This window comes from Ruegeria sp. YTSB088, assembly GCF_059609825.1.
In genome coordinates, this window is the sequence record NZ_JBXWMM010000002.1 from 151,794 (window position 1) to 176,563 (window position 24,770).

Consider the following 24,770-nt stretch of genomic DNA (forward strand, 5'->3'; position numbering starts at 1 on the left):
TGGTGGGCTCTTTTCGAAAGACTGTCGAATTCGTCTCGCCTCCGGCTCAAAGCGCTTCTAGTCTCTGAACATCAGGCAATCACGTCAACAGGAAGCCAAATGAGCTGGATCAGAACAATCCCATTCGAGCAAGCCACAGGCAGGCTGAAGAAACTCTACGACCGCGTCATGGGTCCGGACAACAATGTGGACAATATTATGATGGCGCATTCGTTGCGGCCGCATTCGATGGAAGGCCACATGGCGATCTACAAGGCAGTGCTGCATCACTCGGGCAACAAGATACCAAAGTGGTTCCTCGAGATGCTGGGCGTGTGGGTCAGTTCTCTGAACCGATGTGGATATTGCGTCGAACACCATTTCGCGGGTTTGCAGCGTTTGCTGGGCGATGAAGAGCGAGGAAATGCGATCCGGGCGGCGATTGAGGCGCGCGATCCGGCAGCCGCCCCGTTGGACGCAGCGCAAGTGGCGGCGATGACCTATGCACGCAAGTTGACTGAGGCTCCGGGCGATCTGGTCGAAGCGGATGTGACCGCTCTGCGTGACGCGGGGTGGGACGATGGAGAAATCCTTGAGATCAATCAGGTCTGTTCCTACTTTTCCTATGCGAACCGGACAGTTCTGGGGCTGGGATGTTCAACGGAGGGGGACATGCTGGGTTTGTCGCCCAATAACTCGGATAACCCTGACGATTGGGGGCATCGATAAAGCCTGAAGCAAGGGGTATCGGCAGATCCGGTGCGCTATACGGGCGCCAGCTTTGGCCATGGCCACGTCGGCCGAGGCCGGTTTGAAAATATGTTATTGAGGATTCAGGCAAGGTCCGCTCGGGTACCTCTAAACTCGGCGAATCCTTGCAACGTCAACTGCCTTGGCGCATCAGGCTTGCGCCGGTCCGGAAACAAATCGACTGGCGTCGCAGCTTGAAATACGGTGTCCGTATCGGAACCTCTGATCCGGTGTGGAATTCATGGGTTTTTGAGGCATCAATTTGACCCCAATCAAAGCGCATCCTTGGCCTTTCTGCTAGCTCCCTTTCGGGACAACAGAAAAGGAAAGATTTCATGGATGCCATTGCTCGGGTCAAAGTAGATTCAACTCAGACCAAGACTGGGCCGACCCCGGTTGCAGAGGTCGCAGAACCCAGCCCGGAAAAGATCCGGCAGGCGTTTGAAAGCGGCAAGTACCCCTATGGTCGCAAGATGGCGCGGTCGGTGTACGAAGAACAGAAGGCCAAATTGCAGGCAGAGTTGCTGAAGGTTCAGCTGTGGGCTCAGGAAACCGGGCAGCGCTTCGTTCTGCTGTTCGAAGGGCGCGATGCTGCTGGCAAGGGCGGTACGATAAAACGGTTCATGGAGCATCTAAATCCGCGTCAGGCTCGGGTCGTTGCCTTGAATAAACCCACTTGGGAAGAAAAGGGGCAATGGTATTATCAGCGCTATGTTCAGGAACTGCCAACAGTTGGTGAAATGGTGTTCTATGACCGGTCCTGGTACAACCGCGCGGGTGTCGAGCGGGTGATGGGTTTTTGCTCTCCCAACGAGTATCTGGAGTTCATGCGGCAGACGCCGGAGTTGGAACGGATGCTGGTGCGGTCGGGCATCCAGCTCTACAAATACTGGTTCTCGGTCACACAGGAAGAACAGCAGCGCCGCTTCAAAAGTCGAGAGATTGATCCCCTGAAACAGTGGAAGCTGTCGCCGATTGACAAGGCGAGCCTCAGCAAGTGGGATGACTATACCGAGGCGAAAGAGGCCATGTTCTTTTACACCGATACGGCTGATGCGCCGTGGACGATCATCAAGTCGAATGACAAGAAGCGCGCGCGCCTGAATTGTATGCGGCATTTCCTGTCGACGCTGGACTACCCGGGTAAGGATCACGACACTGTGGGTGAACCCGATCCGTTGATCGTGGGGCAGGCGCATCACGTCATCCACCGGTCCGAGCATATTTTGGGTACAGCATTGCACCCGGACGCCCGTTAACCGCCACGGTGCCTGCTCTTGCCGTGTGAGTGGGCACCGGAGTCTCATATTGAAATTTTGGTGATCTTCTCTTGTCCCGCGCCAAGCCCGCGCATATGGCTGGTGCAATGACAAAAGTGATGACCTATCCGGCCCACTTTCGGGCGATTGCCGTGCTTGGCCTGCCGTTGGTCGGTGGCCATCTGGCGCAGTTTGCCATCGGCCTGACCGACACTATCATGCTGGGCTGGTACGGGGTCGAGGCGCTGGCAGCCGTTACCTTGGCCAGCAGCTATTATTTCGTTTTGTTTTTGTTTGGCGCGGGGTTCGGTTGGGCTGTTATGCCAATGGTCGCCACCGCGGCGGCGGAAGGGGACGAAACCAGCATTCGCCGCTCGACCCGTATGGGGCTGTGGTTGTCGCTGCTGTACGCTGCGGTGGTAATGCCTTTGTTGTGGTGGTCCTATCCGATCCTGATCGCCATGAAGCAAGAGCCGCATATCGCTGAAACCGCGTCAGAATATCTGCGCATTGCCGGTTGGGGTTTGTTTCCGGCGCTTATCGTGATGGTGCTGAAATCCTACCTTGCGGCTCTGGAGCGAACGCAGATTGTTCTGTGGATCACAGTTGCGGCGGCGGTTGTGAACGGGTTTACCAACTATGCGCTGATCTTTGGCAACTGGGGCGCCCCGGAACTGGGCGTGATGGGCGCAGCGATCGCGTCGATCGCGACGCAGGTCGTTTCACTGGTCGCGGTTGTTTTCTATGTGGTCCGGACCCTGCCGGAACACAGCCTGTTCCAACGCTTCTGGCGGCCGGATTGGGAAATGTTCATCAGCGTATGGAAACTGGGCGTGCCCATTGGTCTGACCACCCTGGCCGAGGTGTCGCTGTTTGCAACATCAGCCGTAATGATGGGCTGGCTGGGTCAGGTCCCTCTGGCCGCGCACGGGATTGCCCTGAATCTGGCGTCGGCCACCTTCATGGTACATCTGGGGCTGTCCAATGCGGCCACCATCCGGGCCGGCAACGCGTTGGGCCGCCGGGACAAGGCGCATCTGGAAAAAGGTGCAATTGCCGTGACGGGCATGTCGCTGGTCATGTCCGTTGTGACCGTCATCCTGTTCCTGACATACGCCGAGCCGCTGATTTCTCTGTTCATGGAGGCCGATGATCCGCAGCGCGGACAAATTCTGGCTATCGGGACCGGATTACTGGCCATGGCTGCACTGTTTCAACTGGTCGATGGGGCTCAGGTAATTGCGCTGGGTCTGCTGCGCGGGTTGCAGGATGCCAAGATTCCCATGGTTATGGCGGCGCTCAGCTATTGGGTCGTGGGAATTCCAGCGTCATATTATTTCGGCTTCGTCCGTCAGATGGACGGCATCGGTGTCTGGCTGGGATTAGTGCTTGGTCTGGCCTTCGCGGCGGTACTGCTGATGGCCCGGTTCTGGTTGCATTCGGTGCGGCAGATGCAGGCGCCGGCAGAGCCTGCTTAATCTTTGCTCAAGCGGTCGGCCTTTTTCCGAACCAGAACCGTGCGCAGATCGTGCATCGCCATCAGCAACCTGTCGGTCACATCCGCAAGCTGTTCATCGCTTGCCTTGGACTGCGCCCATTGCGTGGTCAGATTCAGATAGTCGACAGCGCGGCGAATATCGTCAATGTCGCGCTGGGCCAGTACAACCCGGCGCTCTTCCATCCATTGGGCGATCTCTGCCTGATCCCGTTCGGACAAAGCCCGTTGCCCGTGCGGCTTGACCTCGCCGTTGCGGATGTTGACGACGGCTATCTGATCCATCTCAATCCGGCGTTGGCGGTTTTCTGTATCGATCCGAAACACGACGGCCCCGTTCTCACGGATGCGAAAGTAGTATTCGGGAAGGTCTGCAGACATGTTCACCTCAGAGATGCACAAAAGCGCTGTATACGACCGCAGGCTTCGGTCAGGGCTGCATCGGACGTAGCATAGCTGACCCGGAAGTTGGGTGACAGGCCAAAGGCCGCGCCAAACACGACGGCGACATCCGCCTCTTCCAACAGGGCAGTGGCAAAGGCTTCATCGTTTTCGATGACGGTTCCCGCGGGTGTTGTTTTGCCAATCAGCCCAGTGATTGAGGGGTAGACATAAAACGCACCCTCGGGTTTCGGGCAGGTTATTCCGTCAATCTCGTCCAACATGCGCACCACCAGATCACGGCGGCGTTTGAACGTTTCATTGTTCGGGGCCAGAAAATCCTGTGTTCCGTTCAGCGCTTCCACCGACGCCCACTGGCTGATCGAGCAGGGGTTCGAGGTGGATTGCGACTGGATCTTGCGCATCGCAGAGATGAGTTCGACCGGACCGGCCGCATAACCGATGCGCCAGCCTGTCATGGCATAGGCTTTCGAAACACCGTTGCAGGTGAGCGTCCTGTCATACAGGCCGGGCTCGACCTCGGCAGGCGTGCAGAATTCAAAGCCGTCATAGGCCAGGTGTTCGTACATGTCGTCCGACATGATCCAGATATGCGGATGGCGCATCAGAACATCGGTGAGGGCCTTGAGCTCGTCCCGGCTATACCCTGCGCCTGTCGGGTTGGAAGGCGAGTTGAAGATGAACCATTTCGTCCTAGGGGTGATTGCGGCTTCCAGTTGTTCTGCCGTCAGTTTGAAGTTGTTGGCCAGCGTCGTTTCAACAACAACCGGGGTTCCTCCTGCCAGCAAAACCATGTCGGGGTAGCTTACCCAATAAGGCGCGGGGATAATAACCTCGTCACCGTCGTTCATTGTTGCCATCAAGGCGTTGTACAGCGTTTGCTTGCCGCCCGTTCCAACCGAGATCTGCGCGGGCGTGTACTCAAGCCCGTGATCGCGCTTCATCTTCGCGCAAACCGCCTGCTTCAGTTCAGGAATACCGTCTGGAGCAGTATATTTGGTTTTTCCCGCTGCAATCGCTGCAACAGCAGCGTCTTTGATGTTCTGAGGTGTGTCGAAATCCGGCTCACCCGCGCTCAGGCCAATAACGTCGCGCCCGTCGGCTTTCAACTCGGCGGCCTTGGCTGTCATAGCGATTGTGGGCGAGGGTTTGACGCGTGACAGTGTCGCAGACAGGAAACTCATGGATGGCCTCGGTTTGTATGTTCAACCCGACTGTCATAGGGTGCGTCGGAATGACGATCAAGCCGTATGGACAATGTGAATTGGAGACCCGAATGAATGAAGAAAAAGACTGGTATGGACCGGACTCTGCGACATTCGGGGACCGTTTGGCAGGCGCTCGCGAAGCGGCCGGAATGACCCAGGCCGAGTTGGCGCGTCGACTTGGTGTCAAGAAGACGACGATTGCCGATTGGGAAAACGATCTGTCCGAGCCACGCGCGAACCGATTGTCGATGATGGCGGGTCTGGTCAACGTCTCGATCATGTGGCTGCTGACCGGCGAGGGGGAAGGCATGGATGCCCCGGTGGGAGAGGGCGAAGGCGGTATGGAACTGTCAACCGCCGTGGCTGAACTGCGCGCCATTCGGGGCGAGATGCGGGTTTGTGCCGAACGTGCGGCGCGGCTGGAAAAGAAAATGCGCCTGATGCTGGAGCAGAAGAATTGAGTGAACCCCGGGACGTACGCATCAAGCGAATGAAAATGCGATCCATGCGGCGCGGGATTAAAGAAATGGACATTATCCTGTCCGCTTATGCAGATCGCAATCTGGCTGATATGGATGCGGCCGGGCTGGATGTTTTTGATGCGCTGCTGCACGAAAACGATCAGGACCTCTATCAATGGGTCACTGGTCAGGTGCGGCCACCGGCGCAGTTTGCCAGTTTGGTTTCAAGCATCGCGCAGACCTTTCAGAAATAAGAAAATACCAGCTTAACCGATTTTTCGGACTTTCAGGTCATCGTGCCTCAAACAGCACGACTGAATCGGAGGGTCGGATGAGTATGGAAATGCAGGTCTCTGGGCTGGGAGCCAAGGGGTTCATGACCAGCTATCTTGAGGCGCTGGCCCTGGTGGAACGGCTGCACCGGTTGCTGCTGGACGTCATCAAGGATGAATTCGAGCGCGTTGGCGTGCTGGAAATCAACGCGGTTCAGGCGTTGCTGCTGTTCAATATTGGTGATCATGAAGTGACGGCGGGTGAGCTGAAGAGCCGCGGCTACTATCAGGGCAGCAATGTCAGCTACAACCTCAAGAAACTGGTTGAGATGGGGTATATGCACCACCAGAGATGCGAGATAGATCGCCGCTCTGTTCGCGTTCGTCTGACGCCAACAGGCAGGGAAATCCGCAACATAGTATCCGACCTGTTTGCGCGTCACGCCGAAGGATTGCAAAGCAGAGGAGTGTTGGAGTTGGAAGGTATCGAAGACATCACCACGTCGCTGCGCCGCGTGGAGCGGTATTGGACGGACCAGATCAGATACATCTACTGACCGGGGCTGTGCATCGGACGGAATCAAAACCGTCCTGCACTGATGCACAGGCTTGGCGGCCTTGCTCAAATGCCGGTCCAGGGAACGGACCCGTGACAGCGGCAAACAGACGCGGAGTTATTGTGAGTCTTCATCGAGCGCACCAATCTGCAAACCGCTCAACTCCCGTTTCAGCTTCTTTCGCATGGCCCGTTCAAAATCCTCGAACCCCTGAGCGACTTCCAAAAAGGCGCCAGGACCATGCAAGACATTGTTTTCAAAGAAGGGAATCAGATAGAGTTCGCCTTCAAAATCAGCCGCGTTGATCACGAGGCCATTCACCACAACGTCCTGAAAGGGGAAGTGCCGATAGGCTATCTGCGGCCCGTAGCCATCGTTGTTTGAACCATCCCCGGACAGATCAATTGTTTGAAACAAGCACTCGGGTGCTTGATTCATCAAGGTGGACCCGAAGGCAAGGGCATAGCCCATGGCGGTCGCGGATCCGGTATCCGATCGTACTGAATCACTTATCTGACCGGATGCGAAAAGCAGGTCAGAAATATCTTCGATCAGCAACCAATTCAAAATGACATGCTGCGTGGAACGTCCGCTCCATTCGTAAACAGCTAAGGCAACCGGCATGGGAGAAGAGAAAAAGGCCTCTTGCACGTCGGGTGCGATCAGCGCGGCGGCCAGTCCCTGCCGTTGCAGCATGTCCTCGGCCTCATCGACCGAAACCGAAATGTCCATCGCCAGTGCAAGGGCCAGACGACATTGTTCAGCCTTGATCGGGCTGGCCAGGACGGCCAACCCAAGTGTTATGACCCACCGGATCACCAGTGGCCGATGCTTTCCATGCTAGTCCAAGGTTCCTTGGGCTCCAGAGCATCGCCGTTTTGCAGAAGCTCGATCGAGATATTGTCGGGCGATCGTACAAAGGCCATACGACCGTCACGCGGAGGTCGATTGATCGTAACACCATTGTCCTGAAGGTGCCGGCAAACCTCGTAGATGTTGTCGACGCCGTAAGCGAGGTGGCCGAAGTGGCGGCTGTCGCTGGGCAGGTCGTCATCACCGTCCCAATTGTAGGTCAGTTCAATCGGAGCGTCTTCTTGTCCCGGAGGGGCCATGAAAACCAGTGAAAAGCGCCCGGCTTCACTGTCATAGCGGCGTGTCTCCTTCAGGCCCAGAAGTTCATAAAACGCCATGGATTTTTCCAGATCCTTCACGCGGACCATGGTGTGAAGATATGTCAGCGCCATTTGGTCATCCTTTTCGACTCAGTTTGCAAACAGCTTAGCGCGCCAACCTAGTGTGTCGAGAGCGCTGGGTTTGGCGAATTGAAAATTGCGCGGGTTGCGGCATATATCGCGGTTCCGGTGTTGCGATTGGCGAGATATAGTAGGGGGCGACTCATTGCCAGAAAGGAAAATTTGATGCCGCTGTCCGCTGACCAACAGGCCGAGATCGAAGCGCAACGTGCGCAATCGCATCCCACTCGTCGCGTCGTTTCAGCGGGAATGGAAGATCACCTGTATACCGCGCATCAGGTTCTGGATCACGGTTTTGTTCGCGTCATTGACTACATGGGCGATGACGCCGCTATCTGTCAGGCTGCACGTGTGTCTTACGGCAAAGGAACCAAATCAGTTCAGAATGACGAAGGTCTGATCCGGTATCTGATGCGGCACTGGCATTCGACCCCTTTCGAAATGTGCGAGGTCAAACTGCATGTGAAGCTGCCGGTCTTCGTGGCGCGGCAGTGGATTCGGCACCGCACGGCCAATGTAAATGAGTATTCGGCGCGGTATTCGATTCTGGATCGTGAGTTCTATATTCCCGCACCCGAACATGTCGCCGCCCAATCAGAGGTGAACAATCAGGGCCGTGGCTCGGCTCTGGAAGGGGAAGAGGCTGCACGTGTCCTGGACATCCTGAAGGCAGACAGTGCCCGGTGTTACGACAATTACGAGGCGATGATCAGTCAGGACGGGCAGCAGGGTCTGGCACGTGAACTGGCGCGGATGAACCTGCCCGCAAACATCTATACGCAGTGGTACTGGAAGGTCGACCTTCACAACCTGTTCCACTTCCTGCGATTGCGCGCTGACCCTCATGCTCAGTTCGAAATCCGCGTCTACGCTGATGCGATGTGCAAGATCGTCGCCGACTGGGTACCATTTGCCTACAAGGCCTTCGAAGACTACCGCCTTGGTGCCGTCAACCTGTCCGCTCAGATGGTCGAAAGCCTGCGGCGCATACTGGCGGGCGATGACGTCACACAGGAAAGCTCGGGTATGACGGCTCGAGAATGGCGCGAGTTCGAAGAGATCATTCGCAAATAGAACTTGAATTCGCACAGCGGTAGTTTATCCGGATTGTCATGGGATCGGAACACTGGTTCCATGGCTCTTTTACTCAAGCTTGCGAATATTTCACGTGTGCCCGGGCTTGCATTGCATGTGCAGGCTGACTGCTCATTGCTTGGATTTGGTGAGGACTGTCGCACGTTTGCTTCAGAAACTAGAACGGCAATTCTGAGCGGAAGGTGTGGCAACGTGCGTGCGCGGGCCCAGGCAGTTTGCGTAAGTCTGGACTATCCGGCTTGGGGGCTCGACCGCGGTCGTGACATACGCGAACGGGGTTTCCAGCACCGCGAAAAAGGACACAGACCAATACTGCCACGCCGATGCGAAGTCAGCGTGAGAACAATGGAACGAGACCGGTGAGGGGTGGCTGACGGCCGGAAAATTGGCCGCCATCCTTAATTGATTCACCCTGCAATCAGCGGGGATGTCGTTACAAGGGCTTCAAATCAGAAGCCATTTGCCGACCGTCGCGTCCGTCCTCCAACTCGTAAGAGACTTTCTGATTGTCAGCGAGTCCGGTAAGGCCGGACCGTTCTACGGCCGAGATATGCACAAACACATCTTTGCCCCCTTCATCAGGGGCAATAAAACCATATCCTTTGGTGGTATTGAACCATTTCACGGTGCCGGTAGGCATGTCCCGTGTCTCCTTCTACTTACGCATTGTCCCACAAATTGGTGGGGGCTGTGGTGAGCGACATCGTAAACCCGACTGGATCGCTATTTCTGAACAGTCCAATTCACATGTTTCGCCTTTTTCAACATTGCATGGTGATGTAAAAAATCAAGAATAACTGCCTGAAACTGGCAAGTTTGCCCAAAATGCAATCAAATGCAGGAACAGTAAAAAACATGCGCCTTTATGGACTGAAGACTTGTGACACCTGTCGCAAGGCATTGAAAACGTTTCCAGATGCAGAGTTTGTAGATGCCCGCAGCGATGGCGTGCCGGACTCTGTGCTGTCGCAAGCGCTTGCCGCCTTCGGCGACGCTTTGCTCAACACAAGGTCCACAACATGGCGTGGGTTGGATGACAACCAACGCGCGAAAACACCTTTGGAACTGTTGAAAGAGCACCCCACTCTGATGAAGCGTCCGTTGATCGAGAAAGACGGAGATCTGTTTCTGGGCTGGACAGCCGAAACACGAACGCAGCTTGGTATTTCTTAAGGAATGCTTATGTGCCTGCATGTAAAAGTGAGGATGTTCAATGCGTAATGCCGCCATGATTTTGGGCGTTATCGCCGGATTGATCGGTATGATCGTCGGGTTTTTCGGATATGCGAAGGTGGTCGTGATCGATCACGTCGGCGAGATAGAAGGAGTTCTGAGGCAGGCAGACAACCCTGATCTGATTCAGGCCGTGTCGATCATCGCGCCTTTGTTGGCCATTGTCGGGGGGGCGATGGCGCCTGCGCGTGCTCTTTTTGCCGGAATCTTGCTGCTCATTTCAGCGGGAGCGATGTATTATGCATTCGGATTTGGTGTCTTCACCATGTTCCCGATTGCATTTGCCGGGGTTGCCGGGGTGCTTGGGCTGGCAGCGGGTAAACCGGACCAGCCCAAAGCGCATTTCTAGGTCATTTCAGACGCAGGATCCGATCAAGTGAGATGGGGCCCGCACCGTTGATCACGATCACCAGCATCAGGAATGTCCACATCGTACGCTGATCCATTATGGATGGCGCCGCGTCGAACAGGCTGCCCAGTTTCACGCCATGGCCGGTGACATCGACCAGGGTCTGCACCCAGATGAAACCGATCATACCCAAGGCGGCCAGGCGGGTGAACAGACCGACCAGCAGCAGCGCGGGAAGGACGAATTCTGCAACCGTGCCAAAGAAAATGACGATACGTTGGAAGAATGTCATTTGGGATACGTCATAAAGGACGGCTTCGGCTGCTTTGGGGAAAATCTGACCGAAGGCACCTGCCGAAGGTGAAAAGATGGAACCGTCGATCTTCAGCATTGCCGAGTTCCAATAATAGACCAGAAGGACAGCGACAAAGACCAGCCGCGCCAGCGTGGGTGTAAGCCAGTTAGACGCAAGGTCCACCTTTCCCAGAACGTTGTTGTGAAGTGAGATCAGGGCAGTCATGTCTCCAGCCTTTCGATAGTCACAGAAGTTAGTGCACCGCCCTGTAGAAGCAGTGCCAGAGTGGTTCCAAGGTCAAATTCAGGTTGCGTCGCCGCGGTTTTCTCAAACGCTTCGCCGATCATGTCGCCACCTTGTATATGGGTTATCCAGTCTGCTCCGCCAGCGGGCAGCAGCTGGGCAACCGGGTCGAATTCCGGGCGTGTGATCAACACATCCTCCGCTCGTGCAACCGGTTTCGGTGCGTCGGCGTCGGTGTTGAAGCGCCAGATCGCGTGAATAGGCCAGTCTGAACGTATCACCCGCATGGCAGGGGCAAAACGCAACCGGGCCCGCATGACCTGTTCGGGGTCTACGGCCAGAGCTTCTGCCGGGGCAGGTTGGCTGTCGGCGGCGTGGTACGACTTGCGCAAGGCAAGTTCCATCCGCGCCACATCCGGCAAGCAACCAAGATGCGATAGCTGCTGCATTCCAGCCAGAAATTCGGGAAAGGCTTCACCGTAGAACATCATCAGCGGTGAAGATGGCGGGTGCTGGCGCAGAAATATCCCGGCCAGCCCATCCATATTCCCAGAGCCCAGCAACTTGGTGATGACTGGAAACGCCTGATGCATCGCCTCGGTCAAGGACACGGCGATATTGTTGCGATAGACGCTGAACCGACGACCGGCTGGCTGCGCCTGGGCGTCCAGCAAACCTTCGGGGACAGGGGCTGACGCATCCATCATGGCTGCGCGAAATTCGGATTGCGAAACGCTCATGCCGGGATCCGTTCCAGGGCGGTCTGCGCGCGAACGGCCTCTTCTCGCAAAACGGACCAGTCCGGTACGTCGGTGTCCCACTCGACCAGGACGGGCTTCGACCCCGTCCGTTCCAGCACATAATCCAACAACGCCCAGACCGGATCGACGACTTCACGCCCGTGGCTGTCGATCAGCAGCGGGTGGCCGTGATCGTCTTCATCCTCGTCATGACCGCCAAGGTGAATTTCCCCCACTTTTTCCAGTGGATAGGCATCGATGTAACCCTGAGGAGAGAAATCCAGATTGGTGGCAGAGACAAAGACGTTATTGACATCCAGCAACAAGCCACATCCGGTACGACGTGCAATTTCGCGCAGAAAGTCGGGCTCTGACCAGACGCTTTCTTCAAAAGCCAAATAGCTTGAGGGGTTTTCCAACAGCATCTGCCGCCCGACAGTATCCTGCACCTGATCGATATGATCGCAAACACGTGTCAGAGTTGCATCGGTATAGGGCAAGGGCAGCAGGTCGTTGTAGAAATGGGTGTCATGGGTGGACCAGGCCAGGTGTTCGGAAAAGCTGGCGGGGTTCAGCCAACCCACCAGTTGTTTCAGCCGGGCCAGATGATCAGGGTCCAGTGCGCCTTCGCCGCCAATGGACAGGCCAACACCATGGACCGAGATCGGGAATTGTTCGGAAAGATGGCGCAGCTGCGCCAGAGGTCGCCCGCCATCGCCCATATAGTTCTCCGCATGAATTTCCAGCCATGCGACGGGCTGCGCGTGTTCAAGTATCTGAGCGAAGTGTTGCGGCTTGTAACCTACGCCCGGAGCTGCGGGCAGGCGGTTCGACCTGTGGGCATCATCCAACATGGGCCAGTTCCTTGATCACGAAAGGGAAGGGGCGGGCGATGGTGCCCGCCCCCTGAATTCGTCAGGCGCTTCTTATGCCGGCAGGTCGCGATCCTGAGCTTCCAGCGAGCCTTTGCGCGGTGCGCCGTCGGCCTGTGCGGGCAGTTCGATATCCGCGCAGGTGCCTGCATCGACCAGGGTCCATGCGTTGCCCTGATAATCAACGGTCGAGGTGCCCGCGCAGGTGGTGCCGGGGCCAGCGGCGCAGTCGTTCTGACCGGCCAGCGATACGCCATAGCATTTTTCTTTTGCCTGAGCGGATGCAGTGGTTGCGGCGCCCGATACGGCGGCTGCGACTGCGGTTGCGATAACCAGGGACTTAGCTGTTTTCGACATCTCGGTAATCCTCTTGATGACAGGGTATGTCTGCTTGTGACAATGACAAAGGTAGTGGCTTGGTAGACAGAGTTGAATTCACGAGCCCGTGTCTCACAAGCACGTCAGGGGGCGGTGTGCCCTCTTGCAGCGTAACGCATTGTTTTTGATTGAAAAAGGGGGAAATGTTTCAATCTGGCCCCAAATCGGGGGCCAGATTTCTTGCGATTTCCTGCCGATTGTTACAGCAAATCCGGTGCGGTGGCTGCCTGCGACAGCTCGTTTGTTACAACGTCAAGCGGTTGTACCTGCGTCTGTTTTTCACCCAGACGCCGGACACTGACAGTGCGGTCGTCGACTTCGCGATGGCCGACGGCCAGAATGACCGGAACCTTGCCGACCGAGTGTTCACGAACCTTGTAGTTGATCTTTTCGTTGCGAATGTCGGCTTCGGCCCGAACACCAGCTGCGCACAGGGTTTCGACCACTTCGGCGACATAGTCATCCGCCTCAGAGGTAATAGACGCGACCACGACCTGACGCGGGGCAAGCCAAAACGGCAGCTTGCCTGCGTGTTCTTCGATCAGGATACCGATGAAACGTTCGAACGAACCCAAGGTTGCGCGATGCAGCATAACGGGACGGTGTTTACCGCCGTCAGCGCCGATATAGGTGGCGTCCAGACGCTCTGGCAGCACGAAGTCAACCTGGTGCGTACCGCATTGCCAATCGCGACCGATCGCGTCGGTCAGAACAAACTCCAGCTTGGGGCCGTAAAAGGCGCCTTCGCCGGGGTTGAGCTCCGGCTCGATCCCGGCAGCACGTGTAGCGCTGAGCAACGCGGCTTCGGCCTTGTCCCAGACTTCATCCGACCCCGATCGTTTCTCGGGGCGATCCGAGAATTTGACCGAGAAGTTTTCGAATCCCAAATCCTTGTAGATCCGGGACAGGAACCGGATGAATTCTGCGGTTTCTGACTCGATCTGGTCTTCGGTGCAGAAGATGTGCCCATCGTCCTGGGTAAAGCCGCGCACACGCATGATACCGTGCAGCGCACCTGACGGCTCATAGCGGTTGCACGAGCCAAACTCAGCCATACGCAGCGGCAGGTCGCGATAGGATTTCAGGCCCTGATTGAAGATCTGCACATGGCAGGGGCAGTTCATCGGCTTGAGCGCGTTGATCGCCTTTTCGCGCGCGTGCTCCTCGTCCACTTCGACGATGAACATGTTCTCCTGATACTTGTCCCAATGGCCCGATGCTTCCCACAGTTTGCGGTCCACAACCTGTGGCGTGTTGACTTCGACATAGCCGCCGTTGCGCTGCTGGCGGCGCATGTAGTCCTGCAACTGAGTGTAGATCGTCCAGCCGTTGGGGTGCCAGAAAATCTGGCCGGGCGCCTCTTCCTGCATGTGGAACAAGTCCATTTCGCGGCCCAGCTTGCGATGGTCGCGCTTGGCGGCCTCTTCCAGCATATGCAGGTGCGCTTTCAGCTTTTCCTTACCGGTGAAGGCCACGCCATAGATACGCTGCAACATCGCGCGGTCGCTGTCGCCACGCCAATAGGCGCCGGCGATGGACATCAGCTTGAAGGCATCCCCCGGAACCTGGCCGGTGTGTTGCAGGTGCGGACCACGGCACAGATCCTGCCAGTGGCCGTGCCAGTACATGCGCAGCGGCTCGTCGCCGGGAATGGCTTCGATCAGTTCGACCTTGTAGGGCTCGTTATTGGCTTTGTAGAACTCGATCGCGCGCTCGCGGTCCCAGACCTCGGTGGTGACGGGATCACGCTTGTTGATGATCTCTTTCATCTTTTTCTCGATGAGGCCGAGATCTTCCGGCGTGAACGGCTCTTCACGGTCGAAGTCATAATACCAGCCGTTTTCGATAACGGGGCCGATAGTGACCTTGGTCGCGGGCCAGATTTCCTGAACTGCGCGGGCCATGATATGGGCCAGATCGTGGCGGATCAGTTCATTGGCCTGAACTTCATCCTTCATGGTGTGGATGGCGATCTGCGCGTCGGATTCGATGGGCCATTGCAGGTCCCAGTGCTTGCCATCCACGGTGGCCGAGATGGCCTTTTTGGCCAGCGAGGTTGAGATATCGGCAGCCACCTGCGCGGGCGTGACGCCTGCGTCGAAGGAACGTGCATTGCCATCGGGAAAGGTGAGAGAGACGGATTGAGAATCCAAGGCCATATCGGCTCTCCTCGTCGGTTTGGCGCCCACTGAACGCCCGGTTGCGGGTTATGTGTGTTCGGCTGATGTGGCAGGTGCAGCAATTTCTGTCAAGTGCTGCAGGGTGCTTTGGCTGACGCAACGAGACATCGAATTCAGGAATTGCGACCATCGAGCTGCCGTGCATGATGTTCCCCAAAGAGAAAGAGGATTTCATGGCAGCGACGGAATTTCTGGAAACGGCTCAGGGGCGGCCACTGGCTTATCACAAAAGCGAAGGGTCAGGGCCGACCATCGTTTTTCTGGGTGGGCTCAAATCGGACATGGAAGGCACCAAGGCCGTGCATCTGGAAGTTTGGGCGCAGGCGCGGGGGCAATCGTTCTTGCGGTTCGATTATTCCGGCCACGGCGAAAGCTCGGGTGCGTTCACGGATGGCTCTATTGGTGACTGGCATCAGGACACATTGGCCGCAGTAAATGCATTGACGGACGGACCATTGATTGTTGTTGGCTCGTCGATGGGGGGGTGGCAGGCATTGCTACTGGCCAGGGCCATGCCCGAACGAATTGCAGGCATGGTCACAATTGCTGCTGCACCGGATTTCACGGAAGACGGTTACTGGGCGTCTTTCAGCGACGAACAAAAAGCCGCGTTGAACACTGTCGGCCATGTCGAGTTGCCGTCCGACTATATGGAACCCTATATCATCACCAAGCGCATGATCGAAGACGGACGTCAGAATTTGGTTCTGCGGGGCGCTCTGGATCTGCCGTTCCCGGTTCGTTTCCTGCAAGGCACCGCAGACACGGCGGTTTCGACCGAAACAGCCGTGCGGCTGCTGGAACATGCTGCGGGTCCTGACATGCGGCTGTTGTTGGTCAAAGGGGCTGATCATCGCTTCTCGGACGAGAAATGCCTGGGCCTGATCGAGACCGCGGTTCTTGACGTGTTGGGAGAAACCTGATGCGGCGCTTTGGTTGGATTCTGGGGCGCGCTCTTCTGGCGCTGGTTGTTCTCGGCGGCCTGGTCTACTGGTTCGGCCCGCGCGAGGAAGTGAACCTGCACCCGACTTTTGAGTCCCGGAAATTTGGTGAAGGTGTTCAGGTTTATTTTGAAAGCACCGAGTCCGCCTATGATGATATCGTTCCGGGTGTCGAAAAGCGTGTGGTCTGGCAGGACGGGTTCAAGGAGCAGCGCACGCCGTATTCTGTTCTGTACATCCACGGTTTTTCAGCAAGTTCTGAGGAAATCCGCCCCGTGCCTGATCTGGTGGCTGACGCTTTGGGGGCCAACCTGGTCTACACCCGTTTGCAAGCTCACGGTCGGGATGGGCCGGCGATGGCCGAGGGTACTGCCTCGGGCTGGATGCAGGACATGGCCGAAGGGCTGGCAGCGGCGCGTGCGGTCGGAGAGAAGGTGATCGTCATTTCCACCTCGACCGGAGGAACACTGGCGGCGGCCGCTGCGTTGGATGTTGACCTCAGCCGGGATGTGGTTGGCATGGTCTTTGTCTCGCCGAACTTTGGTGTGAATACCTTCGCGGCGTGGGTGCCTTCCTTACCTTGGGCAAGAATCTGGTTGCCCGTTCTCATGGGGCCAGAACGCGATGTGTCAGGGCCGGACCCAGAGAAGAACAAGTACTGGACGTCGGTCTACCCGTGGGAAGCCGTCGTGCCGATGTCCGTGCTGGTGGATACGGTCTATGCGCTGGATTTCTCTGAGGCCCTGATACCCGCTTTGTTCTGGTTTTCGGATGATGATCAGGTTGTGCGGCCGGACCGGACGCACAAAGTGGCTGAGGCCTGGGGCGCTCCGGCAACGGTCAAGCTGGTTACGATGGGGCCGGATGACGATCCGTCTTCACACGTTATCGCGGGGCGGTTGATGTCGCCGGGTCAAACCGACGCGGCCGTTGCTGGTATACTGGAGTGGCTCAAGGGCTTGGGGGTGGAATAAACCCTGATCGGAAAAAAGGATGCAAGATGCGTAAGCCGGGCAGCATGTGGAGCCTTGAGACCCTGGGCCGCGTCCGCTTGTCCCGGCACTTCTTCATGCGTGATTTTCTGTATTCGGAAATCGGCAACTTCCACCAAAAGCAGAATATTCCGGACAACCCGGATCTGGCGATCGAAACAGGTCGCGCGTTTTGCGAAACCCTTCTTGACCCCTTGGAAGAGACATTTGGCCGGGTCGCCGTCAGGTCGGGCTACCGCTCACCGTCCTTGAACCGGTTTGGCAATGAAAACAAACTGAACTGCGCCCGAAACGATAATCCGTTGGAATGCCATATTTGGGATCACGGGGAAGGGGATGCGCGGATCGCCGGGGCATCCATCGTCATCCCGTGGTTCGCGGATCAATATGCGCAAGGCAGAGATTGGCGGGATCTGGCGTGGTGGATGCACGATCATCTGGAGTATTCCGAAATCTGGTTCTTCCCCAAGTTATGCGCGTTCAACCTTGTGTGGCGGCCCAGGCCGCATCGTCGGATCGACAGCTACATTGCTCCGCGTGGATGTCTGTTGAGGCCCGGCACTGAGCCGGGTGAAGACCTTTCTGCCCGGCAAGCCCGTTACGCCGATTTTCCGGCATTTCGAGCAATCGCCTACCCATGAAGTTTTCCTTGCCCGGTTGCGGCAAAACTTTCATCCTGAGAACAACTGGAAGGACTCGGAAAACCGAGCAGATGGAGACCCCCGCGTGATCGAGCCGCTGGTGTTGTTGCCTGGATTGATGTGTGATGCCCGCCTGTTTCGGCCTCAAATCGAGGTACTGTCACGGGCACGGCCGGTCACCGTTGCGCCGATATCCGGAGGTGAGCGTATCGAAGAAATCGCCTCGGGGATGTTGGATCAGCTTCCCCATAGGTTTGCCCTGGTCGGGCAGAGCATGGGCGGTGTTGTGGCGTTGGAGTTGATCCGGCGGGCACCGGAACGGGTGTCGCGCCTGTGCCTGATGTCGACAGACGCTCAGGCGGATACACCTCATATCGCAGCCAGTCGTGAGGACCTGATTATTGGCGCTCAGGGTGGGCGGCTGGAAGAAATCATGCGCCATCTGGTCGGCACCGATACATTGGCGCCGGGGCCAAAGCGAATCCCAATTCTGAATGATCTTTTGACAATGGCGAATGATCTGGGCGCCGAGACATTCGTTCGTCAAATGCGTGCCTTGCAGCGCCGGCCCGACCAACAGGGAACGTTGCGCCGCATCAAAGCCCCCACTTTGATCATGTGCGGCGTGCATGACACGCTTACCCCTGTCAAACGCCACTCGTTCATGTCTGACCTGATACCGGAGGCAGAGTTGAAGGTTGTCGAAAATGCGGGGCATCTTCTAACGCTTGAAGCACCTGATGCCGTGAATAACGCCTTGGAAACCTGGCTGAATATCCCGCAACGGTTTGACTAAGGGTAAAGCGCTGCGCGTTCGTCTTTTGAAATCACATTCGGTGTCACCGAAGGTTCGCCGGTCTCGTGGTTAAAAAACGGCGTATTCTTCCACCGTCCTGACAGGCGTGATCGCAAGGCGCGGTGCAAAAGGCCAAACGCCGCAAACCTGACCTTTTCGTGTTTTTGTTTTCCATTGGATCGAGGGACAAACCCGCGGGTCGTGACCGGCCCCAATGCGGAAACATCACCGGTAATCCTGAGGACAATTAATCCTGCAAAAGGTAAACGTGCAGTCTGTGGCGTCGTCGCCAACGGGGCGTTGCAGCAGCTGGCGTACCATCTCAGCATACCATTTGGGCTTAGTTTCATGGCCGAAAGGAATTGACCGCCAGCGGTAAAACCGATTTCATCCGGTGCCATCTGGAAAATGTCAACCGGGCCGGGGGCCGGGTCGGGCTGCCGGAAAAACAGCTGCGCCGCGCGGCAGTCATGACAAAAACACTCGACATGGGTTCCAAGCCGAACACCCCGGTCCGAGATATGACCCTTCAACTGGCCGCAAATGCAGGAAAAGGCGAGACCAACATGTGTCGGCCCGCCCATGTTCTTCAGGCGACCTTGTTGCTATTCGCTGCGCGGCGGCGTTTCTTGCGGCTGTTTTCGTTCATGAAATCAATCACAAGCGGGCGGATGTTGTCGCGCCAGCTGCGGCCTGCGAAGATGCCATAATGGCCGGCGCCCGGCTCTACGTGGCTGGCTTTTTTGCTGTCTGGCAAGCCGGTGCACAGGTCCAGTGCAGCAATGCATTGACCGGGGGCCGAGATATCGTCATTCGCACCTTCGACCGATTTCACCGCAACGTCGGTAATCTTGCCGATATCAACCTTGTGGCCAGCGACAACAAATTCGTTGCGCGCAATCTCGCGGTTCTTGAAGACGCGTTCGACCGTCGACAGATAGAATTCGGCCGTCATGTCCATGACCGCAAGGTATTCATCATAGAAACGGTTGTGCGCATCCAGATCCGAGGCTTCGTTGCGGGTAACGCGTTGAATCTGATCGGAAAACGCCTTGGAGTGGCGATCGGCGTTCATCGACATGAACGAGGCCAGTTGCAGCAGGCCGGGATAGACCATACGCCCGACACCTTTGTACTTGAAGCCGACCCGTTGAATCATGGTCTCTTCCAGCTGACCCATCGTGACACGTCGTCCAAAGTCGGTAACGTCAGTCGGAGTTGCGTCCGGGTCCACCGGCCCGCCAATCAGTGTCAGAGTACTGGGTTGAGCCTTGGGTTCCACCTCGGCCAGATAGGCAGTGGCCGCCAATGTCAGCGGGGCGGGCTGACACACCGCCACGACATGCGTGTCCGGCCCGAGTTCCTTCATGAAATCCACAAGGTAAAGAGTGTAATCCTCGACATCGAACTTGCCTGCAGACACAGGAATATCGCGCGCGTTATGCCAATCGGTGATGTAAACCTCACAATTGACCAGCAGGCTTTTGACGGTCGAGCGCAGCAGCGTGGCATAGTGGCCGGACATGGGCGCAACCAGCAGGACCTTGCGCGGTTGTTCTTCCCGGCCGTTGACACGGAAATGAACCAGATCGCCAAAGGGGCGTTCCAGAACAGTCGTGATCTCGACCAGATGATCCTTGCCGTCTTCGCAGGTGAAGGTTCGAATGCCCCAGTCAGGTTTGACAACCATTCTCTGGAAGGTCCGTTCGGTCACTTCGCCCCATGCGGCCATCCAGCTGAACGCCGGGTTGGGTGTCATGGAAAACAGCGGGTAGGACGCCATCGCGCTTGCGGTTGCACCAAGCCACTGGTTGGTGTTACGCATGGACTCCATGAGGTCGTAGGTCATCATATAGCGCATAAATGGGGCCTCCTGAGTGTCAGCCTGAGAGTTCGGACCATTCGTCGCTTTGCCCCCAGCACCCACGACGTTATTCTGCATAGCAGCGAGGTTAGGGTGGAATTGTTAAAATGACAACTAGCGAAGGCCAAATGCCAGACGTGTCCGAAGAACATATTGAACGAATTAAAGAAAATATGGAAAAGGTCGAGCAGCTCTCGAAGCGCCTGATCGAGATTATGGCGTCAAAAAAGCCGCACACCCCTGCGCTGGACGGCCCGAATCAAGAGCTTTTTGCACGAGCAGCAACGGCGTATTGGGCCGAGGCATGGCAAAACCCAGCCAAGTTATTGGAGCAGCAAATAGAATTCTGGGGAAAGTCGGTTTTGAACTTTGCCGAAGCGCAGAAAACGCTAACCTCAGCAGAAGACGAAAACGAACTGGCCAAATCGGGTGACAAGCGGTTTTCCAATCCCCTTTGGGAAAAAAACCCGTATTTCCGCCTGATCCGCCAGCAATATCAGACAAATGCAGAAGCCATTGCTCAGGCAGTTTCGTCGGTAGATGATCTGGATGCCAAAGACAAACGACGCCTGCAGTATTTCTCGCAACAGATCATTGACATGATGGCGCCGACGAATTTTCTGGCGACCAATCCGGATGCCCTGCAAAAAGCAGTCGAGACCGAAGGTCAATCGCTGGTCAAGGGGTTGGAGAATCTGGTTTCAGACCTTGAGGCCAATGACGGCGAGTTGGTCGTGAAACTGGCAGATGAAAGCGCGTTCAAGGTTGGCGGAAACCTGGCGACAACGCCGGGTGAGGTCGTGTATCGCAACCGGATGATGGAACTGATTCAATACAAGCCGGTGACCGAAACGGTTTACGAAACACCCATCATTCTTTTCCCGCCCTGGATCAACAAGTTCTATATTCTGGATCTGAAAGCCCAGAACAGCATGATCAAATGGATCACTGAGCAGGGCTATACACTGTTTGTCGTGAGCTGGGTTAACCCGGATGAAAGCTATGCCGAAACCGGCATGGAGGATTATGTCCAAGACGGTTTCCTGACGGCAATCGAGACGGCGAAGAAGATCTGCAAGGTCAGACAGGTCAACGCTGTGGGCTATTGCATCGCAGGCACAACGTTGAGCCTGACTTTGTCCTTGCTGAAGCAGCGCGGAGACAAGTCCGTCAAGTCGGCAACTCTGTTTACGGCACTGACGGATTTTTCCGATCAGGGTGAGTTCACGCCATTCCTGCAAAACGACTTCATCGACGGAATCGAAGAAGAAGTGAACAAGGAAGGCGTTCTGCGGTCGTGGATCATGGCGCGCACCATGTCGTTCCTGCGATCACGCGACCTAGTTTATGGTCCAGCCATTCGCAGCTACATGATGGGAGAGGTGCCTCCGGCATTTGATTTGCTCTACTGGAACGGCGATGGTGCTAACCTGCCGGCAAAAATGGCCGTGGAATATCTGCGAGGTCTCTGCCAGCGCAACGAATTCGCCACCGACGGTTTTGAGTTGATGGGGCACAAGCTGAAACTCGAAAACGTGGATGTGCCTCTGATGGCCATCACCTGCGAAACCGACCACATCGCGGCATGGAAAGACTGTTACCGCGGCGTGCAGAAAATTGGCTCGCGGTCCAAGACCTTCGTGGTTTCAGAATCGGGTCATATTGCGGGCATCGTGAACCCGCCCAGCAAGAAAAAGTATGGCCACTATACCAACCCGGATATGAAGCCGGACGCTAGCACCTGGCTGAAAGAAGCTGATTTTCACGAGGGGTCCTGGTGGCCCATGTGGAACGCTTGGTTGAAGAAGCGGTCCGGAAAGCAGGTTCCGGCACGCGAACCGGGCGATTCGAAGCACCCCAGCCTTGCCCCCGCACCTGGAACCTATGTTGTTGCCAAGCCAAACGGCTGATTTCATTTTGAAACTTAAAAAATTCTGCATTGCAGCGAGAAAAAACTTGCAATGCTGCGATGCAGCAATCATATTGTCCTCAAGCTGATGAAAGCCGGGGTGGGCCCGGACCGGCTAAAAGGATTAGGACAATGGCAAAGACCCAAGACTTTACCGCGATCATGAAAGACATGATGGGTGCATTCCCGGTGGACACCACCGCAATGGAAGGCGCATTCAAGTCGACCGCTTCGCTGAACGAGAAGCTGTCGGGCGTTGCTCTGGAAGCTGCTGAGAAATCGGCCGAGATCTCGAACAAATGGACCAAGGACACCCTGGCCAAGCTGAGCGAGATGTCTAAAGCCAAGGCAGAGCCTGCTGATTATGCAAAAGCCGCAACCGACTTCGCAAGCGCGTCGGCTGAAGTTGCTGCTGAAAACATGGCCGCTTTTGCTGAGATCGCGAAAAAAGTTCAGACCGAAACGGTTGAACTGCTGATGGCTGCTGGCAAAGACGTTGCGGAAGAAACAACCGCCGCCGTCAAAAAAGCGACCAACGAGGTCACCACTGCAGCCAAAAAAGCTGCAACTGCAAAGTAAGAAACGTCCGCGAAACGCACCCAACCCTCCCATTAGGTGCAATCGCGTTGGGCAGGTCCATTGACCTGCCCTTTCTTTTTGTGCTGCACTCGCATAACCTGTGCTGCAACGCATCATCCTTGGGGAGGGAATCCGGTGTCGGACCAAGAAAAACCGCTGCTGATCAAGCGCTATGCCAGCCGTCGGCTGTATAACACCGAGACCAGCGATTACGTGACGCTCGAAGATATCGCGGGTTTCATCCGTGACGGGCGCGAAGTACAGATCATTGATCTGAAAACCGGCGATGACCTGACGCGCCAGTATCTTCTGCAAATCATTGCCGAACATGAAAGCCGCGGTGAGAATGTGCTGCCGGTGAATGTACTGAACGATCTGGTCCGTAGCTATATGCTTCCGGGTGGGGGCATGATGCCTCAGTTCCTGCAAAGCTCGTTCGAGATGCTGCGGGAAAGTCAGAGCAAGATGGTGGAAAACATGAGTGCCATGAACCCGATGTCTCAGATGCCGGGTTTTGATGCATTGCAGGCGCAGCAGCAGGCTTTCCTGAAGGCGATGACCGGTGGGCTGTCAGGCGGATGGTCCGGTCCGGACAAGGACGAGGGAAAGTCTGAACCGAAAGAGGATCTGGAGGACATCAAGAAACAGCTGGCGGAATTGCAGCAAAAACTGTCCAAGCTGAACTGATTTGTTCCGAACAAAGAAAAAGGCCCGCGCTATGCGGGCCTTTCTTGTTTGAAGTGCTGTCGTTTTACGTTCCATAAACCGGCATCGGGCCGGTCACTTCGCCAACCGATGCCAGCAGGATGTCTGCAATCACGTCCAGCTCATCGCGCGTCAGGCGCACGGGCAGACGAACATCGCACGCCTTCATCAGCATTTCGCGTGTCCTGGGCAGATCGAAAGTTTCCGGAAGGAACTGCCAGTTCCAGAAGGCGCGGGCATTGTCCTCACTCAGGCCGAACACCTGAACTTTGACGCCGCGCGCCTCGGATGCTTCGGCAAAGGCGCGGATCTCATGTTCCTGCATCCCGACCAGATTGAACTGGATCGAATCCGGCGCACGCTGCTCGGGGGGCAGCGGGGCAGGAACCTCGATATGGGGAGAGGTGTTCAGGCGACCGGCCACATAATCGTGGTTCGCCAGGCCATCGCGGACGCGGCGCGCCAGTTCCGGAATTTGTGGACGGATCACGGCGGCGCTGAGGTTGCTCAGGCGAAGGTTGTACAGCGGCAGCTTGTTCTGCCAGCGGGCAAAGGCCTCTCCCAGTTCGGGTGAGTTGTCGCCCTGCGGAACTTTGTGTTTTTTCCAATTGTGTTCATAGGCTCCCGACATGATGACAGCCCGCGCGACAAGATCTGCATCATTCGCGATCAGGATGCCACCTTCGCCGGCATTGATCATCTTGTAGGATTGGAACGAGAAACACCCGACCTTTCCGATTGTTCCGATATTGCGGCCGTGCCAAGTGGTGCCCAGTGAATGCGCGGCATCCTCGATCACCGGAATGTTACGAGCGTCGCACAACGCCATGATCGCATCCATGTCGGATGTATGTCCACGCATGTGGCTGATGATGACCGCCTGAACGTTGTCCAGTTTGGCTTCGAAATCGGCAATGTCGATGCGGTAGTTTTCGCCCACTTCGCACAGAACGGGAATGCAATCGGCGTGGACAATTGACGACGGCACGGCTGCGAAGGTGAAGCCCGGGATCAGAACACGCGCATCGCGGGGCAGATCAAGCGCCTTGAGCGACAGAAACAGCGCGGCCGAGCAGGACGACACCGCAAGGGCGTATTTCGTGCCCAACAATTCCGCAAACTCTGCCTCAAGCAAGGCCACCGGGGCATCCTGCGGTGCGGTATAGCGGAACAGATCGCCCGACTGCATCAGGTCGTCAATGGCATCTTTTGCGGCTGTGGGGATGGGTTCGGCGGCATGAACGTTTGGTGGAAGCATCATATTTGGATTTCCCGAATATTGTCTTTGGGAAAGGTAAAGCTATTCATGGGGCAATCCAAGC

General features: G+C 56.4%; 29 protein-coding genes. 16 read left to right on the plus strand and 13 right to left on the minus strand.

Going from position 1 to position 24,770, the window contains the following annotated elements:
• Positions 1-99 precede the first annotated feature (99 nt).
• The 3 genes from AC2FFA_RS03625 (at position 100) to AC2FFA_RS03635 (ending at position 3,466) form a co-directional block, all read left to right on the plus strand.
• Positions 100-708 carry a carboxymuconolactone decarboxylase family protein gene (locus AC2FFA_RS03625; RefSeq protein ID WP_496718660.1) on the plus strand — a complete coding sequence of 203 codons (609 nt, stop codon included), beginning with the start codon at positions 100-102 and terminating at the stop codon, positions 706-708.
• 356 nt (positions 709-1,064) lie between these two features.
• Positions 1,065-1,988 carry a polyphosphate kinase 2 gene (gene ppk2 / locus AC2FFA_RS03630; RefSeq protein WP_117868514.1) on the plus strand — a complete coding sequence of 308 codons (924 nt, stop codon included), beginning with the start codon at positions 1,065-1,067 and terminating at the stop codon, positions 1,986-1,988.
• A 107-nt stretch (positions 1,989-2,095) separates the two neighbouring features.
• On the plus strand, positions 2,096-3,466 hold the full coding sequence (locus AC2FFA_RS03635) for an MATE family efflux transporter (protein WP_496671654.1): 1,371 nt from the start codon (positions 2,096-2,098) through the stop codon (positions 3,464-3,466).
• Here the strand turns inward: AC2FFA_RS03635 and AC2FFA_RS03640 are convergent.
• Together AC2FFA_RS03640 and AC2FFA_RS03645 are read right to left on the minus strand one after the other, a co-directional pair.
• Positions 3,463-3,864, minus strand: coding sequence for a hypothetical protein (locus AC2FFA_RS03640; protein ID WP_496850016.1), 402 nt, complete (start codon positions 3,862-3,864; stop codon positions 3,463-3,465). The two genes, AC2FFA_RS03635 and AC2FFA_RS03640, sit on opposite strands and share 4 nt — an antisense overlap.
• Positions 3,865-3,866: 2 nt before the next feature.
• Positions 3,867-5,069, minus strand: coding sequence for a pyridoxal phosphate-dependent aminotransferase (locus AC2FFA_RS03645; protein ID WP_496850018.1), 1,203 nt, complete (start codon positions 5,067-5,069; stop codon positions 3,867-3,869).
• Between the two features lie 92 nt (positions 5,070-5,161).
• Between AC2FFA_RS03645 and AC2FFA_RS03650 the strand changes: the two genes are divergently transcribed.
• The 3 genes from AC2FFA_RS03650 (at position 5,162) to AC2FFA_RS03660 (ending at position 6,383) form a co-directional block, all read left to right on the plus strand.
• On the plus strand, positions 5,162-5,554 hold the full coding sequence (locus tag AC2FFA_RS03650) for a helix-turn-helix domain-containing protein (protein WP_117872654.1): 393 nt from the start codon (positions 5,162-5,164) through the stop codon (positions 5,552-5,554).
• Positions 5,555-5,583: 29 nt separating this feature from the next.
• Positions 5,584-5,808 (plus strand): succinate dehydrogenase assembly factor 2, encoded by a 225-nt coding sequence (locus tag AC2FFA_RS03655; RefSeq protein ID WP_117868517.1) that lies wholly within the window; start codon positions 5,584-5,586, stop codon positions 5,806-5,808.
• Between the two features lie 77 nt (positions 5,809-5,885).
• Positions 5,886-6,383, plus strand: coding sequence for a MarR family winged helix-turn-helix transcriptional regulator (locus AC2FFA_RS03660; RefSeq protein WP_205511901.1), 498 nt, complete (start codon positions 5,886-5,888; stop codon positions 6,381-6,383).
• Positions 6,384-6,500: 117 nt separating this feature from the next.
• Here the strand turns inward: AC2FFA_RS03660 and AC2FFA_RS03665 are convergent, their stop codons facing one another.
• Entirely contained in the window at positions 6,501-7,202 is a 702-nt protein-coding gene (locus AC2FFA_RS03665; RefSeq protein WP_299894399.1) for a DUF1194 domain-containing protein, read from the minus strand.
• The gene (locus tag AC2FFA_RS03670; protein WP_299894397.1) at positions 7,199-7,627 is read right to left on the minus strand and encodes a VOC family protein; all 429 of its coding nucleotides are present in this window, start codon (positions 7,625-7,627) and stop codon (positions 7,199-7,201) included. The genes AC2FFA_RS03665 and AC2FFA_RS03670 overlap by 4 nt, the downstream gene beginning before the upstream one ends.
• Before the next feature lie 174 nt (positions 7,628-7,801).
• On the opposite strand from AC2FFA_RS03670, the gene thyX reads away from it, so the two are divergent.
• Positions 7,802-8,710 carry an FAD-dependent thymidylate synthase gene (gene thyX / locus AC2FFA_RS03675; protein WP_496850020.1) on the plus strand — a complete coding sequence of 303 codons (909 nt, stop codon included), beginning with the start codon at positions 7,802-7,804 and terminating at the stop codon, positions 8,708-8,710.
• Positions 8,711-9,164: 454 nt separating this feature from the next.
• Here thyX and AC2FFA_RS03680 read toward each other — a convergent pair whose 3' ends face one another.
• Positions 9,165-9,371, minus strand: a complete 207-nt coding sequence (locus tag AC2FFA_RS03680; RefSeq protein WP_010439113.1) for a cold-shock protein — start codon at positions 9,369-9,371, stop codon at positions 9,165-9,167.
• A 215-nt stretch (positions 9,372-9,586) separates the two neighbouring features.
• Between AC2FFA_RS03680 and AC2FFA_RS03685 the strand changes: the two genes are divergently transcribed.
• Complete coding sequence (locus AC2FFA_RS03685; RefSeq protein WP_299894393.1) at positions 9,587-9,904, plus strand: ArsC/Spx/MgsR family protein; 318 nt, start codon at positions 9,587-9,589, stop codon at positions 9,902-9,904.
• 40 nt (positions 9,905-9,944) lie between these two features.
• The gene (locus AC2FFA_RS03690) at positions 9,945-10,313 is read left to right on the plus strand and encodes a hypothetical protein (RefSeq protein WP_117868521.1); all 369 of its coding nucleotides are present in this window, start codon (positions 9,945-9,947) and stop codon (positions 10,311-10,313) included.
• 1 nt (position 10,314) lies between these two features.
• Here the strand turns inward: AC2FFA_RS03690 and AC2FFA_RS03695 are convergent, their stop codons facing one another.
• The 5 genes from AC2FFA_RS03695 to thrS all read right to left on the minus strand — a co-directional run bounded on the left by AC2FFA_RS03695 (position 10,315) and on the right by thrS (position 15,000).
• Positions 10,315-10,833: a DoxX family protein gene (locus AC2FFA_RS03695; RefSeq protein WP_299636866.1), complete on the minus strand. Its 519-nt coding sequence runs from the start codon at positions 10,831-10,833 to the stop codon at positions 10,315-10,317.
• A complete protein-coding gene (locus AC2FFA_RS03700; protein WP_496850023.1) occupies positions 10,830-11,591 on the minus strand; it encodes an HvfC/BufC family peptide modification chaperone in 762 nt (253 codons plus the stop codon). The genes AC2FFA_RS03695 and AC2FFA_RS03700 overlap by 4 nt, the downstream gene beginning before the upstream one ends.
• On the minus strand, positions 11,588-12,445 hold the full coding sequence (gene bufB, locus AC2FFA_RS03705; protein ID WP_496850025.1) for an MNIO family bufferin maturase: 858 nt from the start codon (positions 12,443-12,445) through the stop codon (positions 11,588-11,590). The genes AC2FFA_RS03700 and bufB overlap by 4 nt, the downstream gene beginning before the upstream one ends.
• A gap of 72 nt (positions 12,446-12,517) precedes the next feature.
• Positions 12,518-12,820 (minus strand): BufA1 family periplasmic bufferin-type metallophore, encoded by a 303-nt coding sequence (locus tag AC2FFA_RS03710; protein WP_496850027.1) that lies wholly within the window; start codon positions 12,818-12,820, stop codon positions 12,518-12,520.
• Positions 12,821-13,041: 221 nt separating this feature from the next.
• Positions 13,042-15,000, minus strand: coding sequence for a threonine--tRNA ligase (gene thrS / locus AC2FFA_RS03715; protein WP_496850029.1), 1,959 nt, complete (start codon positions 14,998-15,000; stop codon positions 13,042-13,044).
• Positions 15,001-15,194: 194 nt separating this feature from the next.
• On the opposite strand from thrS, the gene AC2FFA_RS03720 reads away from it, so the two are divergent.
• From AC2FFA_RS03720 to AC2FFA_RS03735, 4 genes are all read left to right on the plus strand, one after another.
• Complete coding sequence (locus AC2FFA_RS03720; protein WP_117872660.1) at positions 15,195-15,944, plus strand: alpha/beta fold hydrolase; 750 nt, start codon at positions 15,195-15,197, stop codon at positions 15,942-15,944.
• A complete protein-coding gene (locus AC2FFA_RS03725; protein WP_496850031.1) occupies positions 15,944-16,936 on the plus strand; it encodes an alpha/beta hydrolase in 993 nt (330 codons plus the stop codon). The genes AC2FFA_RS03720 and AC2FFA_RS03725 overlap by 1 nt, the downstream gene beginning before the upstream one ends.
• Before the next feature lie 44 nt (positions 16,937-16,980).
• Positions 16,981-17,595 (plus strand): hypothetical protein, encoded by a 615-nt coding sequence (locus tag AC2FFA_RS03730; RefSeq protein WP_117868528.1) that lies wholly within the window; start codon positions 16,981-16,983, stop codon positions 17,593-17,595.
• Between the two features lie 85 nt (positions 17,596-17,680).
• Positions 17,681-18,391: an alpha/beta fold hydrolase gene (locus tag AC2FFA_RS03735; RefSeq protein WP_496850033.1), complete on the plus strand. Its 711-nt coding sequence runs from the start codon at positions 17,681-17,683 to the stop codon at positions 18,389-18,391.
• On the opposite strand, the gene AC2FFA_RS03740 is transcribed toward AC2FFA_RS03735, so the two are convergent.
• Entirely contained in the window at positions 18,388-18,975 is a 588-nt protein-coding gene (locus tag AC2FFA_RS03740) for a DUF6151 family protein (protein ID WP_496850035.1), read from the minus strand. The genes AC2FFA_RS03735 and AC2FFA_RS03740 overlap by 4 nt on opposite strands.
• A 5-nt stretch (positions 18,976-18,980) precedes the next feature.
• On the minus strand, positions 18,981-20,252 hold the full coding sequence (gene phaZ, locus AC2FFA_RS03745) for a polyhydroxyalkanoate depolymerase (protein ID WP_117868530.1): 1,272 nt from the start codon (positions 20,250-20,252) through the stop codon (positions 18,981-18,983).
• A gap of 110 nt (positions 20,253-20,362) precedes the next feature.
• On the opposite strand from phaZ, the gene AC2FFA_RS03750 reads away from it, so the two are divergent.
• The 3 genes from AC2FFA_RS03750 (at position 20,363) to phaR (ending at position 23,430) form a co-directional block, all read left to right on the plus strand.
• Complete coding sequence (locus AC2FFA_RS03750; RefSeq protein WP_496850037.1) at positions 20,363-22,165, plus strand: PHA/PHB synthase family protein; 1,803 nt, start codon at positions 20,363-20,365, stop codon at positions 22,163-22,165.
• 131 nt (positions 22,166-22,296) lie between these two features.
• Entirely contained in the window at positions 22,297-22,743 is a 447-nt protein-coding gene (locus AC2FFA_RS03755; RefSeq protein ID WP_117868532.1) for a phasin family protein, read from the plus strand.
• 135 nt (positions 22,744-22,878) lie between these two features.
• The gene (gene phaR, locus AC2FFA_RS03760) at positions 22,879-23,430 is read left to right on the plus strand and encodes a polyhydroxyalkanoate synthesis repressor PhaR (protein WP_117868533.1); all 552 of its coding nucleotides are present in this window, start codon (positions 22,879-22,881) and stop codon (positions 23,428-23,430) included.
• A 64-nt stretch (positions 23,431-23,494) separates the two neighbouring features.
• Here phaR and AC2FFA_RS03765 read toward each other — a convergent pair whose 3' ends face one another.
• Positions 23,495-24,709, minus strand: coding sequence for a DegT/DnrJ/EryC1/StrS family aminotransferase (locus AC2FFA_RS03765; RefSeq protein ID WP_496850039.1), 1,215 nt, complete (start codon positions 24,707-24,709; stop codon positions 23,495-23,497).
• Positions 24,710-24,770 lie beyond the last annotated feature (61 nt).

What these genes read in the sequence shown, in the direction of transcription:
- AC2FFA_RS03625 (WP_496718660.1), top strand. Translation starts at nt 100, where the DNA reads ATGAGCTGGATCAGAACAATCCCATTCGAGCAAGCCACAGGCAGGCTG.
- ppk2 (WP_117868514.1), top strand. Translation starts at nt 1,065, where the DNA reads ATGGATGCCATTGCTCGGGTCAAAGTAGATTCAACTCAGACCAAGACT.
- AC2FFA_RS03635 (WP_496671654.1), top strand. Translation starts at nt 2,096, where the DNA reads ATGACAAAAGTGATGACCTATCCGGCCCACTTTCGGGCGATTGCCGTG.
- AC2FFA_RS03640 (WP_496850016.1), bottom strand. Translation starts at nt 3,864, where the DNA reads ATGTCTGCAGACCTTCCCGAATACTACTTTCGCATCCGTGAGAACGGG.
- AC2FFA_RS03645 (WP_496850018.1), bottom strand. Translation starts at nt 5,069, where the DNA reads ATGAGTTTCCTGTCTGCGACACTGTCACGCGTCAAACCCTCGCCCACA.
- AC2FFA_RS03650 (WP_117872654.1), top strand. Translation starts at nt 5,162, where the DNA reads ATGAATGAAGAAAAAGACTGGTATGGACCGGACTCTGCGACATTCGGG.
- AC2FFA_RS03655 (WP_117868517.1), top strand. Translation starts at nt 5,584, where the DNA reads ATGAAAATGCGATCCATGCGGCGCGGGATTAAAGAAATGGACATTATC.
- AC2FFA_RS03660 (WP_205511901.1), top strand. Translation starts at nt 5,886, where the DNA reads ATGAGTATGGAAATGCAGGTCTCTGGGCTGGGAGCCAAGGGGTTCATG.
- AC2FFA_RS03670 (WP_299894397.1), bottom strand. Translation starts at nt 7,627, where the DNA reads ATGGCGCTGACATATCTTCACACCATGGTCCGCGTGAAGGATCTGGAA.
- thyX (WP_496850020.1), top strand. Translation starts at nt 7,802, where the DNA reads ATGCCGCTGTCCGCTGACCAACAGGCCGAGATCGAAGCGCAACGTGCG.
- AC2FFA_RS03680 (WP_010439113.1), bottom strand. Translation starts at nt 9,371, where the DNA reads ATGCCTACCGGCACCGTGAAATGGTTCAATACCACCAAAGGATATGGT.
- AC2FFA_RS03685 (WP_299894393.1), top strand. Translation starts at nt 9,587, where the DNA reads ATGCGCCTTTATGGACTGAAGACTTGTGACACCTGTCGCAAGGCATTG.
- AC2FFA_RS03690 (WP_117868521.1), top strand. Translation starts at nt 9,945, where the DNA reads ATGCGTAATGCCGCCATGATTTTGGGCGTTATCGCCGGATTGATCGGT.
- AC2FFA_RS03695 (WP_299636866.1), bottom strand. Translation starts at nt 10,833, where the DNA reads ATGACTGCCCTGATCTCACTTCACAACAACGTTCTGGGAAAGGTGGAC.
- AC2FFA_RS03700 (WP_496850023.1), bottom strand. Translation starts at nt 11,591, where the DNA reads ATGAGCGTTTCGCAATCCGAATTTCGCGCAGCCATGATGGATGCGTCA.
- bufB (WP_496850025.1), bottom strand. Translation starts at nt 12,445, where the DNA reads ATGTTGGATGATGCCCACAGGTCGAACCGCCTGCCCGCAGCTCCGGGC.
- AC2FFA_RS03710 (WP_496850027.1), bottom strand. Translation starts at nt 12,820, where the DNA reads ATGTCGAAAACAGCTAAGTCCCTGGTTATCGCAACCGCAGTCGCAGCC.
- thrS (WP_496850029.1), bottom strand. Translation starts at nt 15,000, where the DNA reads ATGGCCTTGGATTCTCAATCCGTCTCTCTCACCTTTCCCGATGGCAAT.
- AC2FFA_RS03720 (WP_117872660.1), top strand. Translation starts at nt 15,195, where the DNA reads ATGGCAGCGACGGAATTTCTGGAAACGGCTCAGGGGCGGCCACTGGCT.
- AC2FFA_RS03725 (WP_496850031.1), top strand. Translation starts at nt 15,944, where the DNA reads ATGCGGCGCTTTGGTTGGATTCTGGGGCGCGCTCTTCTGGCGCTGGTT.
- AC2FFA_RS03730 (WP_117868528.1), top strand. Translation starts at nt 16,981, where the DNA reads ATGTGGAGCCTTGAGACCCTGGGCCGCGTCCGCTTGTCCCGGCACTTC.
- AC2FFA_RS03740 (WP_496850035.1), bottom strand. Translation starts at nt 18,975, where the DNA reads ATGGGCGGGCCGACACATGTTGGTCTCGCCTTTTCCTGCATTTGCGGC.
- phaZ (WP_117868530.1), bottom strand. Translation starts at nt 20,252, where the DNA reads ATGCGCTATATGATGACCTACGACCTCATGGAGTCCATGCGTAACACC.
- AC2FFA_RS03750 (WP_496850037.1), top strand. Translation starts at nt 20,363, where the DNA reads ATGACAACTAGCGAAGGCCAAATGCCAGACGTGTCCGAAGAACATATT.
- AC2FFA_RS03755 (WP_117868532.1), top strand. Translation starts at nt 22,297, where the DNA reads ATGGCAAAGACCCAAGACTTTACCGCGATCATGAAAGACATGATGGGT.
- AC2FFA_RS03765 (WP_496850039.1), bottom strand. Translation starts at nt 24,709, where the DNA reads ATGATGCTTCCACCAAACGTTCATGCCGCCGAACCCATCCCCACAGCC.